Genomic DNA, 13,161 nt, shown 5'->3' with positions numbered 1-13,161 from the left:
AATTGGCATAAATTAGAACTTTATGCAAAAGAGCAAGAAATAAATTTAAACAATCCTAAGAAATTCAGCAAAGATTGGTGCGATAAGATTCAACTTTGCTTTTATCAACATACTTCAGCACACCACACGGACTTGCTAAAGATTCTCTCGTGGTTTATTATTTTGGTGGGGAGTTTTGCTACGGCGTTATTTTTTGAAAAAGATTTTTTCAATGAAAAAATATGGTGGAGTATCTTTTGGGGCATTTTAAGTGTGGCTTTATGTTTCTCAATTTTGTTTGAAAAAATCAAATTTTTTGGATTTTTTACACTGCTAAATCTTGTGCCTTGTGCGTGGCTATTAACTTGTAATCCAAAATATATTTTCGGTGTGGTAAATCTCTTTAGTCATAATAAATGCGACAATAACAGCATTGCATTTTGTAATATTATTAAATGCAACAATGATTTATTTTTGAATTTACTTCTTTCGGTGTATAGCATTTTCTTTATCCTTTTGGTTTTTTCTCTACAAAAAACCGCACGCAAAAATTCCATAATCCCAAACTAAAGGAGTAAAAAAATGAAAAATCATAGTAGCAGTAAATTTGCATTAGCATTTTGGATTTTGACAAGTATAGTAATATTTGGTGTAAATTGTTTGCACGCACAATCGTTTAAATTGGATACAAATTTGGATTATTGTGAGGATGATTGGTATCCGGGGAGTTGTGCACAACAGCGAGCGCAAGGGGGATTTAAAAATACAATAGGCAAAAATGCAACTACGGCTAATGAAAATTTTAAGCAACTAGCTAATAACGAAATAGATGAAACAGCATTTACTCAAGCAATGGTTGGATGTTTTACAGGCGAAGCACCTGAAAAATGTCAATTTGTAATTGATAGTGGAATAATCCCTCCCGCAAATCAATGTGCTAATAGGAATAAGTGCGTAGCTGGATTTTTGGCTTATAGTTATGTCTATAATTTTAGTGAAGCGTTTAAATATGGGGAAGAAATCATCAAGTTAAGCCCTAGCCAGCTACAAAACGATACATATTTGCAAGTTTTGCAAGTTGATAAACAAATGGAACCCATTTCTTTCCAAGAGGAAATGTATGATTTTTTGATGCAGATGTATGTAGCACAAAACGATGTTGAAAATGCTATAAGGATAGCTATGAAAGGTTGCAACACAATACAAAAAAATAAAAAAACTTTAGCAAAAGTGTGTTCAATCGCAGGACGGGGAGCTAACCAAAACAACGAATATCATAAAGCAGCGCAATATTACAAAAAAGCGTGTGATTTAAATGTGGCTAATTTAGGGGCTGATGATAAAAAAGTAGTAGGGGAATCTTGCGTATCTTTAGCTGCTCTTTATTTTCAAGGACAAGGTGTGAGGCAAAATTACTATAAATTTGCGGAACTTGCAAGAAAGGGCTGTGATTTGTTAAACGCAAATTCTTGCGTATTGTTGGGGATTGCTTATCGCGATGGTGTAGGAGTGGCAAAATCGCTACAACAAGCAAAAAGATTTTATGGCAAAGGTTGTGATTTAGGCGAACAAGTAGGCTGTGATGAATACAAAAGACTAAACCAACGAGGAGTAAAATAATGGCAATAATCCATAAAAATATAATGAAAAAAAACGCAAGACAAGTTTGTAGCGCGTATCACAAAACAATCAAATAGCTTGTAGCCATCTTTTTGCTAGCTTAAAAGCGGGATTTGTTGCATTATTTGTTTTTTAATATTTGCGCGTAAAATCTAAAAGTGAATTTTAAAAAATTTATTAGATTTCATTACAAAAATTGCATTTTAAGAATCAAATTTACATATTATGTTTATAATGCAAACTTATCTTATTTCCTAAGGAGTGCCAGATGAAAACGGCAAAAATGGTAAAAATCGTAATGGCAGGCGTTTTATTCGCCTTTTTTGGACAGGGCTTGGCTATGGCAGCTGATTATAGCAAGAGTAGCGATGATGAGCTAATCAAGCAAAATAATGGCAAGCTAAAACCAGTCGATGCGGCGGATTTGAAACTCGAAGTGATGAAGCGCGCAAACAAACTAGAAGGCGAAGCAAAAAAGGCTTTTTTAGACAAAGTAAAAGCTGCTTATGACAAAGCGACTGAAAACTTCAAAGTCAAAGATTTTCGCGCTTATGAAGAGGCTGTGAAAAAAGAGTTTAAAGCAAAAATCGAAGCACTAAGTGAAGAAGCTAAGGCAGAATTTGGCTTCACAGGTGGCGGTTGCCCTCATCACGGCGGTGGCGAGCACGGTGAGCATAAGCACGATGACAAAGCAGGAGCGCACAAGCATTAGTTTTTGCTAAAAAGATTTTCATTGTAGCAAATGTGGATTATTGTAAAGTCGTGGCTTGTAGTTACGGCTTTACAAATCCGCTACTTTTTAGCTTGATTTTAGATTCTTTAAATAAATGCTATTTAGATTGTTAGGTATATTTGATTTTATATGCAACTATTCTCAAATATCCTCCCAACTTCCCCAAACAAACAAAAATCTACTTTTCAAATAACTCATTTGATTTCATTTAGCAAATTATCTAACGACTTGCTTTTTTTGAAAACTTCACATTTTTCTTACAAATCCCAAACCAAATCTTTTGTTGATTTTGTGTTAATGCTTTTTGTTGCTCTAATGATTTCTTATTAGTTCTTATTAGTAGGATTTTAGAAAGATTTTAGTTTCTTAAAAAATTAAAGTCTTACAAAAATATAGATTGTGTGAGTTTCGGTAGATTTTGCGCAAAAACTCACACAATCTACCAAATTTTTAGCATTACGCTAAATTTCACTCGTTCGCGCCTTTGCTTTTTAGGTATTTTGCAACTTCTACATATTCTCCCCTTGTAGCCTCCGTTAGCGCGGTAAAGCCATTATTGTCTCTCACATTTATATCCGCATACACCGCGCAAACAGCCAACGCCCCAAGCACAAAAACCAAAAGCAGATTTTTAAGTGTTTTCATTTTTTGTCCTTTAAATTTTAAAAAACAAACTTGTAGTCTTAGCCCAACTTCTCTTTTAATAGTTCATTTACTCTTGCGGGATTTGCGCCTTTTGCGTTTTTCATCACCTGCCCCACAAAAAAGCCAAAGAGTTTGTCCTTGCCACTTTTATACTCCGCGACTTTATCGGCATTTGCGCTTAGCACGACTTCAATCGCGCTTAGTATCGCGCCATCATCATTGACTTGCGCAAGTCCTAGCGATTCTATAAGGCTATGTATTTCTAGCTTTTTGCCACTCTCATCTACGCCACGCTTCTCTACGAGCAAATCCAAAATCTGCTTGCCACTTTTGCCACTTATCGCGCTAGATTCTACGCTTTTTACGAGATTTGCCAAAGTCGCGCTATCCACGCCACAAGTTTGCAGAGTATTCTCCCCTTTTAATCGCCCCAAAAGCTCATTACCAAGCCACACAAACGCACCCTTGCCACTCGCACCTTGTGCCACCATAGATTCAAAGTATTGCGCGAGTTCTAGCTCATTTGTCAGCATTTGCGCATCTTGTGGCTTCAATCCAAAATCATTGATATATCGCGCACGCTTTTCATCGGGCATTTCAGCGATTTCTCGCCCCTCGCGCATTAGATTGTCATCGATAAACACGGGGAGCAAATCAGGGTCAGGGAAATAGCGATAATCCGCCGCTTCCTCCTTGCCCCGCATAGAGCGCGTCTGCCCCTTTTGCGTGTCAAAAAGGCGCGTTTCTTGCACCACTTCGCTTTCATATTTGCCATCTTCCCACGCCTCTCTTTGCCTTTGCACCTCGTATTCAATCGCTTTTTGGATAAATTTAAATGAGTTGAGATTCTTAATCTCCACGCGTGTATAAAGCGCGGAATCTCCACGCGGACGGATTGAGACATTCGCATCACAGCGGAAACTCCCCTCCTGCATATTCGCATCGCTAATGCCTAAAAAGCGCACGATTGAATGCAGTTTCTTTAAATACGCCACCGCTTCATCGCTACTGCGCATATCTGGCTCGCTTACGATTTCTAGCAACGGCGTGCAGGCGCGGTTTAAATCGACTTTGGAGTAGTTGGATTCGTGGATATTTTTGCCTGCGTCCTCTTCTAAATGCGCTCTTGTAACGCCGATAATTTTACGGCTCGTTCTTTTAGCGATAAATTGCGAATCCTGCGAGTCTGCGACTGCGGTTACGGACGAGCAGTCCGTGCCCTTGTCTTGCTCTTGTCTTCGCAATTTCTCATCTAAAATAACTTCGCCGTTTTTGCCGTTGTTTTGGGTATATTCCGCAGAATCTGATTCGATTTCAATTTCGATTTCTCCCCGTCCCACGATTGGAATCTCATATTGGCTGATTTGATACGCCTTTGGTAAGTCGGGGTAAAAGTAATTTTTTCGCGCAAAAATCGAATTTTGGTTAATAACCGCATTTATCGCCGTGCCAAATTGAATCGCCTTTTTTACCGCTTCGCGGTTAAGCACGGGCAATGCCCCGGGCAGTGCAAGGCAAGTGGGGCAGACATTTTTATTTGGTTCTTCACCAAAACTTGTCGCACAACTACAAAAGATTTTGGTTTTGGTATTTAGCTGGACATGGACTTCTAGCCCGATTATTGTTTCAAAGTTGGTTTCAAATTCCATAGCGATTCCTCACATAAAAAAATAGCGCAAATTATAGCACAGAATTTACGCGTGAATATCGGCTTTTATAACGCGGGTGATTCCATATCGCTTATGGCGGATTTTTAGTTTGATTGCTTTAAAAGGCAGGATTAGCAAATCGCCTTTTTTGCGTCTTTTCCACGATTTTTGGGCTAACGCATAAAGCTCAAAAGCGAAATTATAATCGCTAGGGGACAAATCGCTAGAATCTAGTTTTGCAAAATCTAGCCCTTGTGATTCTAAAATCTTATGCAAATGTTTGATAATATTTTTGGAATCTAAATTTTTAAAATTGCTTAGTTTTGCGATTTCTCGCTCAAATGTGTTAAAGATTTTTGCTGTGATAAATGGCAAAGTAAAAAAGCTAAAAAATCCCAAAAATTTACCATTTTTGCGCGTGTGATTTAGCAAATAAATCGCGCTTTGTGATTCAAAAATCTTATGTGGATTTTGCTTTAATGCCTCAAAATCTTTGCGTAAAATCTCGCTAAAATGTGGCGTTTGAAAAGCGATTTCCCACCATATATTGCTTAAAATTGTTCCTTTTGCATTTTTAATCCAAAAATTACTCCACGACTTATACCCACCCGCAAAATGCAAAATCACGGGATTTTTTATTGCTAGGTTCATCTGTTCTCGCGTAAAATCAAACTTATAGCGTAACGCTTCGTCCTTGCAACTTGCAAAAATATATGAATACACTAGCAAGTTGAATCCAAATGGCAAATATAACCTTTGGCAATCCGCGATAGCAGCATTTAGCGCATCTTGGTCGTGTGCGCTTAAATGATAATTTGCCATAATTTCAAAGCATTTTTGCGCTATGTTTTGTCGCTCCCACGCATTTAGGTTGATTAGCAAAAAGCCTGCGTTAAAATAAGACTCCGCAAAATAAATATCCTTTGCATTTGGGGTTTTGGAGCGCAATTTTTTGGCATTATTTTTATTTAGCCTATCTTTTACTATACCAACGCAAGATTCCCCCATATCAAGCGCAAAAAGTCCGCGCAAATCGCCTAGCACAAGCATATCAATGTCTAAATACAAACAGATTTGCGCTTCTTTTGGCATAAAGCGTGGGATAAAAAATCGAAAATATGTCAAATAATTACCATTTAGCGTGGGCAATCCCGCAAAAAGTTCATCATTGCAAATATGGATTTTTATCTCGCAAGGGTAGATTTTGCTTAAGTCTTTGGCTAGATTTTGTAGTTTGGTGCGAGATTCTTGACTGACAAAATCGCTAAAGATATGAAAAATATACCCCTCGCATTTTTGGGATTTGCTCAAACTCTCAAAATTTTGCTTTGGGTAAGAATCTAATGCTTTTTGAATATTCGCAAAAGTGCCTATTTCGCGCAGATTACTCTCTCTCTCTCTCTCTCTCGTTTTGTCGCTAATTTTTGTGTCAAATCCGTAAAAATAATCGCTAAAAGATTTTGTCGTATCTGTGGCTTTGATAATGCTAGCAATCAGCACGGCAGTGTATTTGATATATGCTTCATTAGCACAAAAGCAGATATGAAACATTTTGCTTTTCCTTTGTTGGCTTTATTGTTTAGATTCTTGCGTGATGATTCCAAAGGTTAGCTCGGCGATTTCTGGGTGGGATTTGATATAGTCATTTAGCGTTTTTAGCTCTAGATTTTTGATTTTTTCTAGCTCTTGTTTATAAAATCCTATCTCAAGTCCTAAAAAATACTCATTAAAACTTCGGCTTAATCGCTGCGATAGCGTCTCATTGCCTAGTGGCTCACTCCCTAGCAAAAATTGTTTTGCACTATCTAGCTCTTTTTGTGTCGCGCCGTTTTTGACAAAATCGCTTATGACTTCGCGCACGACTTTTATAGCTTCATCTTGGGATTCTAGCTTGGTTTGTAGCTGTCCTATGCCATAAGAGATAAGCGGGCTAGCACTATACCGAAAATACGCCCCATACGCTAGTCCGCGCTTTACTCGCACTTCCTCCATAAGCCTAGAGCCAAACCCACTCGCTCCCAAAATAAACCCCGCCACTCTAGCCAAATATCGCTCATTTTTTAGATTTTGCATTTTTAGCGGTGAGCCAAAGTAAATATATGCTTGTTGGGTGGGTGCATCTTTGCTTACAAAGTTAGGCTTGTTGTTTATTTCAAAATGCTTTTTTTCATAAGTTGTGCCCTGTGGCAAATCACTCAAAATCACTTCTAGCATTTGCAATGTAGATTTTAGCTCTAAGTCGCCCCCGATTATGATTATGGCATTGCTAAGGTTTAGGCTAGATTCTAGGCTTTTTTGTATGTCTTTTTTGGTTAGATTTTTGACATCTTGTTGTGTGCCTAGACTTGGCTTTGCAAGCGGTGTGCCTGCAAAAAGATGTTTGTTTAGTAGCTCTTGTGCTAAGTAGTCAAAATCGCTTTTGTTGCTTAGGATTCTCGCATTTAGCGCGGTTTTTGCTTTGTTTATCTCATTTAGGTTAGGGTAGTGGATTAGCTCGCCTAGCAAGTCTATGGCGTCTTTTTCGTATTCTTTTAAGAAAGATAGATGAAAATTTAGCGTTTGTGTGCCACTGCTAGCCGATAGTGAGATAGCTTTTTCCTCAAGCGCGTTTGCAAAGCCGATATTGCCTTTTTTGCTTGTGCCAAGTGATAAAATCTCATCTTTTAAGGCGGTTAGGGCGATTTTATCAGCGTTTATGCTGCCTCCGCCTTGAAAGACTAGCTGGATATTGCCCGCTGGGATAAGCGCGGAATACTCATAAATCACGGGGATTTCTACGCCATTTATTTGCGTGTGGGTTAGGGTGGTGCTAGATTTTGCGCTGTTTGTTGATATTTGCGTAGATTTTGCGTCTTGCTTTTCTTGTGCGTTTGTGCGTGCGTCTTTGTTGGTAGTTTGGTTTGCATAAGTTGTCATTGTGATAACTCCTGTTAGAAAAATTAGGGTTTTTAGGGTTGATTTTGCGTAGTTTGTGATTGACTTCATTTCTAAAACCTCTCTAATATTTGATACGCTGTGTCGCGTTTGGCTGGATTTTCGCCCACATCTTTGATTAGGGCTATCATTTCTTCTTGATTCATAGAGTTTCTTGCTCCTGCGGCTGCTACGACATTTTCTTCCATCATCGTGCTTCCTAAGTCATTTGCCCCAAAAAGCAATGCCAACTGCCCGATATGGCTTCCTTGCGTAACCCAGCTACTTTGGATATTTTTGATATTATCCAAATATAGTCGCGAGCATGCTAACAAACGCAAATATCGATTTGAGCTAGCTTTTTGCAAATGTGGGAACTCCTCTTGCAAAGGCGTATTATCAGGCTGAAAACTCCACAAAATAAATGCACGAAATCCCCCCGTCTCATCTTGCAAATCCCGCACCCTACGCCAATGCTCGATAATATCATCATCATTATCCACACTGCCAAACATCATTGTCGCAGTGGATTTTATATCTAGTTTGTGTGCTTGTCTATGCACTTCTATCCATTCGCTAGAGTCTAGTTTGCGCGGGGCGATGATGTCGCGCACCCTATCGCTTAGGATTTCAGCTCCAGCACCCGGTATCGAGCTAAGCCCTGCTTTTTTTAGCCGCTCTAGCACTTGTGGAATGCTAAGATGAGAGACTTTAGCGATATAATTTACCTCAATCGCAGAAAATCCGTGAATGGTAATATTTGGAAATTTGTTTGCAATATGTGAAACTAGATTTTCATAATAATCAATTTTTAGCTTTGGATGCACACCCCCTTGAAAGAGAATCTGCGTTCCGCCTATTGCGATTAGCTCTTCTATTTTTTTGTCGATTTCTTCAAAGCTAAGGATATATTGCCCCTCCTGCCCTAGCTTGCGCTTAAACGCGCAAAATTTGCAATCAACCCAGCAAATATTAGTGTAGTTGATATTTCTATCCACGATAAAAGTCGTGGTTTTGCTAGGGTGTAGCTTAGCTTTGATTTTGCTAGCTTCTTGCCCTAGCTCGCGCAAGGTGGCGTTTTGGAGTAGTTTTTTTATTTCGTTATCAGTGTAGCGTTTCATTAAGTTTCCTTTTTCCTTTTTTTAGATTTTGCATTTGTTGTGCTTGTTTTTTATTTTGCTAGATTTTGCCTTTGATTTTAGATGTTTGTAAATGTTAGATTTTTTTGTGTTTGCGTTTTTTTTGTCATTGCGAGCGAGCGCGTAGCGCGAGCGTGGCAATCTATTTTTATTCCATTATCATTTTTTGTCATACTGAGGCTTTGAAAAAAGCCGAAGTATCCAAAGGACTTTACAAATTAACCATTTTTTTGCAAACTCTTTTGGATACTTCGGGCTACGCCTTCAGTATGACAAGGAATTTTTTAGAGATATTTCGCTACGCTCAATATGACAAAGAAAACCCACCCCCACCCAACGGGTTGCGAGGCGTTAGCCGAAGCAAAAACCCCCTCCGCAAGGGAGGGGGTTTTAAAAATGACAACTCCGCAAGGGATAAGGCTTTTAAATCGCAATAAATGGGGCTTTTGGATTGCCACGACTTGCCTTTTAGGCAAGTCTCGCAATGACGAGAAGCAAAGTAACTATACATTATCAAAACCTTGTTCCCATTGAAAATTCAAATTGTGAAGTGTAATCCCCCTCTTTTTTATTAAATAGCTTAAATGGAAAAATCAGCACAATGGGTCCCATAGGGCTTATCCACTCTATCGCAGCTCCAATACTAGCCCTCCACTCCATATCATATTTTCCAACGCCCGGGATTCCATAGCCTTTAAAGTCTCCTACATATCTGCCATCATCTAGTCGTCCCGTGCTCTTAAAAGTCAAAAATCCATAATCCCCATAAAGAGCTACGCGCATTTTTGCTGCTTCTAGTAGTCCATAGCTTAGCTCCACAGAATTAGTAAACATACCATCGCCACCCACCCAAGGTAAGTTACCCCCTCCTTCCATATAACCAATAGGCGAGATGGTGCCCGAGCGAAAACCACGGATAGTAGTAACCCCACCCATATAAAAGGTATTATTAAGCGGTAAAAAGTCATTTCTATCAAAGCGGAAAATATAGCCACCTTGCGCTTTGTAGCGGGCGATTAAGTCGATTTTTAGATGTTTTTTTAGATGATAGTAAAAGGCGGCTTTGCCATAAAGTTTGATATTTCGCACATCACCACCGATGCCATTAAACTGCGCATACGCTGAAGCGATAATGCCGTTTTTTGGGAAGTAGTAGTCATCGGTATTATCAAAGCTGATACTCGGGCTAAGTGATGAAGTCATCGCCCATACTTTTGTATAGTCTTTGTCCCACTTATAAAATGCTTCATAAGTCCCTCGTGTTGATTCTATAAAATCAAAAGTATTTACCCAATTTATATCATAGCCAAGAGAGGTGCGAAGTGTGGGCGTAAGCATACGCCCCACGCTAAGACTTAGCCCAAAGCTTTGCTCAATATAGACATAATTTACATAATAATTGCCATACAAACTAGCTGAAGTAGAATACCTAGAATCAAAAATACGCGGATTTGTAAGCGAGATATTGCCTGAAAACTGCCTCCCTGTAATCGTTCGTGGCGTGCCATAATAGCTGATATTATAAGGCGTGCCACCTGTGGCGATATTTGCATAGATAGAGCCTGTCTGCCCCGTGCCAAATAGATTTCGCTCGCTTATTGAGCCATTTATCATTAGCCCTCCATAGCTTCCATAGCCTAGCCCAAATTGTAGTTGCCCTGTGCGCCCTTCTGTTACAGTAATAAGCAAATCCATAGAATCCGCGCTTACGCGTCTTTCATCGATTTTGACATTTTCAAAAAATCCTAGTCTCTGCAAGGCGTTTTGGGATTCTGTGATTTTGGATAGGCTATACTCATCGCCCGGGGCTAGCAAAATCTCACGGCGAATGATTCTATCATTTGTGCGGTTATTGCCTGAAATCAGCACATCGCTGATATAGACTTTTTCCCCTGCTTCGATATGATAAAGCACTTTTACTGTGCCTTTGCCTACTAGCTTTTCTTGCTCTTTACGGAGCTTTTGCGCTTCTTCTCTCTCTTTGTTGCTTGTTAGTTTGTGGTGCTTTTTTGTGCCTTGTTTAGAAGTTTTTAAATCAGAGGCTTTTATATCTAGCGCATTTTCGCCCTCATCTTTGTCTAAGTCGGGGCGCACTTGCGCAAAAGCATAGCCTTTGTCTGCGATAAGTCGCTTTAGCGTTTGTGCGTCATAGCGCAAATCCTCGATATTAAAAACTTGCCCTTTTTTGACTTGCACGGCTTTTTGTAGTTTTTCTTTTTCTATTATGCCTTCTTTGTCAATGTCGATTATGATGTCGCTTACGGAGTATTGCTTGCCCTCATCGATTTTGTAATGCAATTCTGCGGTGAGGTTGTTAAAATTAGCACTTAAAAATGGCGAAGAGACTTTGGCGTCTAAAAAGCCGTTTCGCATATAGACATCTTGGATTCTCATCGAGTCATATTCTAGCTCTTGGAGGTGGAGTTTGCCATCATTTAGCCCCCACATCCAGCCCATAAAATCTCGCTGTTTGTTTGCGCTTAGGGATTCGATTTTGCCTCTTTTTAGGCGTTGGCTACCCTCATAATGCGCTTTTTTGATGAGGATATTTTCCCCGCGATTGACATTAAAGACGATATTATACGCACCCTCATTTACTTTTGTTAGCTCCTCTTTGACTAATGAACCATAATAGCCCTGATACTCAAGGACGGTTTTTAGGATACTTTTAGCGCGCTCGATTTTTTGCTCATCGAAAGTCTCGCCCTTTTTGATTCCCATTTGGGTTTGGAGGGTTTGTTTTTCATTGTCGCTTCCATAGCCTTTGATTTCGATACCTGCTACGCGGGGCTTTTCGACAAAATAAAATGTCAAAACACCATTTTCAAACCCCGCTACAATGTCGCTAAAATATCCTTGATCATAAAAATCCGTAATCGCAGAATCGATTTTGTCCTCATCTAGTGCCTCGCCTACTTTTATGTCGGCGATTTCGCTCGCTAGGTGGGCTGATAGGGACTGCAAACCCTCGTAGCGAATGGAAGTGATTTTGTTATTTGCAGAATCCGCACTCGCCAAAGAAAAAAACGCGCTAAAAAAAGTAAAAAATACGGCAAATAATGAGAATCTAGCAATGATTTTGGCAATAACTTTGATGTGATAAAAAATATTTGGCATATAAAATCCTAGCAACATAAGTCCTAACAAGCCTTAACAAACTATGTTAAGCAAAATAAAAGTCGCTATTATACAAGGCTAAGGTATGATTTTAGATTATATTTATAAGATTTTGGTAATTTTTATCGCTGTGTTGCTTGGTGCGCTTAGTCGTATTATTTGTTGTGATATTTGCTGTTATGTTATTTGTCATACTTGGGTTTTTGTTTTGTGTTTTTTTTTTTTTTTTTTTGGTTTTTGTATCTTAGATTTTGTATTTTTTTATACTGCTTGTTATGCAATTTGTCATACGGAGGTTTTTGCACTTGGGTTTTTGCATTTGGGTTTTTGCAAAAAAATCGAAGTGTCTAGTCATTGCGAGAATTTTGCGCTGCCGTCATTGCGAGCGCAACTTGTTGCGCGTGGCAATATATTTTGTTTGTATTATAGGATAGATTGCCACGCTCACTCCGTTCGCTCGCAATGACAGAATGTTTTTTGTCATATTGAGCGCGTGAGCACGAAATATCTCTATTTGTGTTTTTTAGATTTTTTAGATACTTCGGGCATTACCCTTAGTATGACAAATTTTTGTCGTATATAGATTGCCACGCTCGCAATGACGGCGTGATTTCCCCCTCCCTTGCGGAGTTGCAAACTTCTTGTCCCCCCTCCCTTGCGGAGGGGGCTAGGGGGTGGGTATCTTTAGATTCCACTTCCAAGACTTCTTTGCACGATTCAAAAGCAGATTCTAGCAAAGCAGATATTGCAAAAGCAAAATCTAGCGTTGTAAGCTTTGCAAATGCAGATTCTAATAATGCAAATTTTGCTAGCGCAAAATCTACCCACCCCCTAACCCCCTCCGCAAGGGAGGGGGAACAAAAGAAAAAATCCTCTGCAAAGGGAGGGGGGGGGGGGAAAGCAAAATCCTCCGCAAAGGAAAGTGGGACAAAAAGAAAAATCCATCTCGCGCTAAGAGAGGGGGTTTGGGGGTGGGTTTTCTTGTAATTGCGAGAATTTGCGTCTTTTGTCAAAAGTTGCAAATTCGTGGAAATCCACAAGATTGTCATACTGATAAAAAACTGAAGTATTTCTTTCTTTGTCATATTGAGCGCGTGAGCGCGAAATATCTCTATTTGTGTTTATAGATTTTCTAAATCAGCTACGCTTTGAGATACTTCGCTTACGATTAAGTATGACAAATTTTTATCATATATAGATTGCCACGCGGATTTGTCAAAATCCGCTCGCAATGACGGAATGTTTGTCATATTGAGCGCATAAGCGCGAAATATCTCTATTTATATTTTGAGTTTTTGAAATACTTTGGATTTGTGTGTTTTTTATGGTAACTCATAGTGTTTGTTATTTTAGAATTTTTAGTCAA

The 13,161-nt window shown here is 39.2% G+C and carries 12 protein-coding genes and 1 pseudogene; 5 read left to right on the top strand and 8 right to left on the bottom strand.

Annotated elements, in window-relative coordinates:
* The 3 genes and pseudogenes from ACWIX0_RS11215 to ACWIX0_RS11205 all read left to right on the top strand — a co-directional run.
* Positions 1–549 (top strand): annotated as a pseudogene (locus ACWIX0_RS11215) (pentapeptide repeat-containing protein); the annotation flags it as partial.
* A 12-nt stretch (positions 550–561) separates the two neighbouring features.
* The gene (locus ACWIX0_RS11210; RefSeq protein ID WP_454174083.1) at positions 562–1,599 is read left to right on the top strand and encodes an SEL1-like repeat protein; all 1,038 of its coding nucleotides are present in this window, start codon (positions 562–564) and stop codon (positions 1,597–1,599) included.
* 268 nt (positions 1,600–1,867) lie between these two features.
* On the top strand, positions 1,868–2,311 hold the full coding sequence (locus ACWIX0_RS11205) for a DUF1104 domain-containing protein (protein ID WP_454174082.1): 444 nt from the start codon (positions 1,868–1,870) through the stop codon (positions 2,309–2,311).
* A gap of 489 nt (positions 2,312–2,800) precedes the next feature.
* Here the strand turns inward: ACWIX0_RS11205 and ACWIX0_RS11200 are convergent, their stop codons facing one another.
* The 7 genes from ACWIX0_RS11200 to bamA form a co-directional block, all read right to left on the bottom strand.
* Complete coding sequence (locus ACWIX0_RS11200; protein WP_454174081.1) at positions 2,801–2,977, bottom strand: ankyrin repeat domain-containing protein; 177 nt, start codon at positions 2,975–2,977, stop codon at positions 2,801–2,803.
* Positions 2,978–3,015: 38 nt separating this feature from the next.
* Positions 3,016–4,626 carry an Asp-tRNA(Asn)/Glu-tRNA(Gln) amidotransferase subunit GatB gene (gatB, locus tag ACWIX0_RS11195; RefSeq protein WP_454174080.1) on the bottom strand — a complete coding sequence of 537 codons (1,611 nt, stop codon included), beginning with the start codon at positions 4,624–4,626 and terminating at the stop codon, positions 3,016–3,018.
* A gap of 45 nt (positions 4,627–4,671) precedes the next feature.
* Positions 4,672–6,177: a glycosyltransferase family 8 protein gene (locus tag ACWIX0_RS11190; protein ID WP_454174079.1), complete on the bottom strand. Its 1,506-nt coding sequence runs from the start codon at positions 6,175–6,177 to the stop codon at positions 4,672–4,674.
* A gap of 21 nt (positions 6,178–6,198) precedes the next feature.
* Complete coding sequence (locus ACWIX0_RS11185; RefSeq protein WP_454174078.1) at positions 6,199–7,611, bottom strand: M16 family metallopeptidase; 1,413 nt, start codon at positions 7,609–7,611, stop codon at positions 6,199–6,201.
* 2 nt (positions 7,612–7,613) lie between these two features.
* Positions 7,614–8,660, bottom strand: coding sequence for a dehypoxanthine futalosine cyclase (locus ACWIX0_RS11180; RefSeq protein ID WP_454174077.1), 1,047 nt, complete (start codon positions 8,658–8,660; stop codon positions 7,614–7,616).
* Positions 8,661–8,962: 302 nt separating this feature from the next.
* The gene (locus tag ACWIX0_RS11175; RefSeq protein ID WP_454174076.1) at positions 8,963–9,136 is read right to left on the bottom strand and encodes a hypothetical protein; all 174 of its coding nucleotides are present in this window, start codon (positions 9,134–9,136) and stop codon (positions 8,963–8,965) included.
* A 55-nt stretch (positions 9,137–9,191) separates the two neighbouring features.
* Positions 9,192–11,795, bottom strand: coding sequence for an outer membrane protein assembly factor BamA (gene bamA / locus ACWIX0_RS11170; protein ID WP_454174075.1), 2,604 nt, complete (start codon positions 11,793–11,795; stop codon positions 9,192–9,194).
* 85 nt (positions 11,796–11,880) lie between these two features.
* Here bamA and ACWIX0_RS11165 point away from each other — a divergent pair, with 85 nt between their 5' ends.
* Both ACWIX0_RS11165 and ACWIX0_RS11160 read left to right on the top strand, forming a co-directional pair.
* Positions 11,881–12,261, top strand: coding sequence for a hypothetical protein (locus ACWIX0_RS11165; RefSeq protein WP_454174074.1), 381 nt, complete (start codon positions 11,881–11,883; stop codon positions 12,259–12,261).
* A 104-nt stretch (positions 12,262–12,365) separates the two neighbouring features.
* Positions 12,366–12,782 (top strand): hypothetical protein, encoded by a 417-nt coding sequence (locus tag ACWIX0_RS11160; RefSeq protein WP_454174073.1) that lies wholly within the window; start codon positions 12,366–12,368, stop codon positions 12,780–12,782.
* Positions 12,783–12,916: 134 nt separating this feature from the next.
* Here ACWIX0_RS11160 and ACWIX0_RS11155 read toward each other — a convergent pair whose 3' ends face one another.
* Entirely contained in the window at positions 12,917–13,045 is a 129-nt protein-coding gene (locus tag ACWIX0_RS11155) for a hypothetical protein (protein WP_454174072.1), read from the bottom strand.
* Positions 13,046–13,161 lie beyond the last annotated feature (116 nt).

The organism is Helicobacter sp. T3_23-1059 (assembly GCF_053654515.1).
The sequence above is the reverse complement of the archived record's forward strand: the minus strand, read 5'-3'. Positions and strand labels throughout refer to the sequence as shown.

What these genes read in the sequence shown, in the direction of transcription:
- ACWIX0_RS11185 (WP_454174078.1), bottom strand. Translation starts at nt 7,611, where the DNA reads ATGAAGTCAATCACAAACTACGCAAAATCAACCCTAAAAACCCTAATT.
- gatB (WP_454174080.1), bottom strand. Translation starts at nt 4,626, where the DNA reads ATGGAATTTGAAACCAACTTTGAAACAATAATCGGGCTAGAAGTCCAT.
- ACWIX0_RS11155 (WP_454174072.1), bottom strand. Translation starts at nt 13,045, where the DNA reads ATGACAAACATTCCGTCATTGCGAGCGGATTTTGACAAATCCGCGTGG.
- ACWIX0_RS11210 (WP_454174083.1), top strand. Translation starts at nt 562, where the DNA reads ATGAAAAATCATAGTAGCAGTAAATTTGCATTAGCATTTTGGATTTTG.
- bamA (WP_454174075.1), bottom strand. Translation starts at nt 11,795, where the DNA reads ATGCCAAATATTTTTTATCACATCAAAGTTATTGCCAAAATCATTGCT.
- ACWIX0_RS11205 (WP_454174082.1), top strand. Translation starts at nt 1,868, where the DNA reads ATGAAAACGGCAAAAATGGTAAAAATCGTAATGGCAGGCGTTTTATTC.
- ACWIX0_RS11165 (WP_454174074.1), top strand. Translation starts at nt 11,881, where the DNA reads ATGATTTTAGATTATATTTATAAGATTTTGGTAATTTTTATCGCTGTG.
- ACWIX0_RS11190 (WP_454174079.1), bottom strand. Translation starts at nt 6,177, where the DNA reads ATGTTTCATATCTGCTTTTGTGCTAATGAAGCATATATCAAATACACT.
- ACWIX0_RS11180 (WP_454174077.1), bottom strand. Translation starts at nt 8,660, where the DNA reads ATGAAACGCTACACTGATAACGAAATAAAAAAACTACTCCAAAACGCC.
- ACWIX0_RS11200 (WP_454174081.1), bottom strand. Translation starts at nt 2,977, where the DNA reads ATGAAAACACTTAAAAATCTGCTTTTGGTTTTTGTGCTTGGGGCGTTG.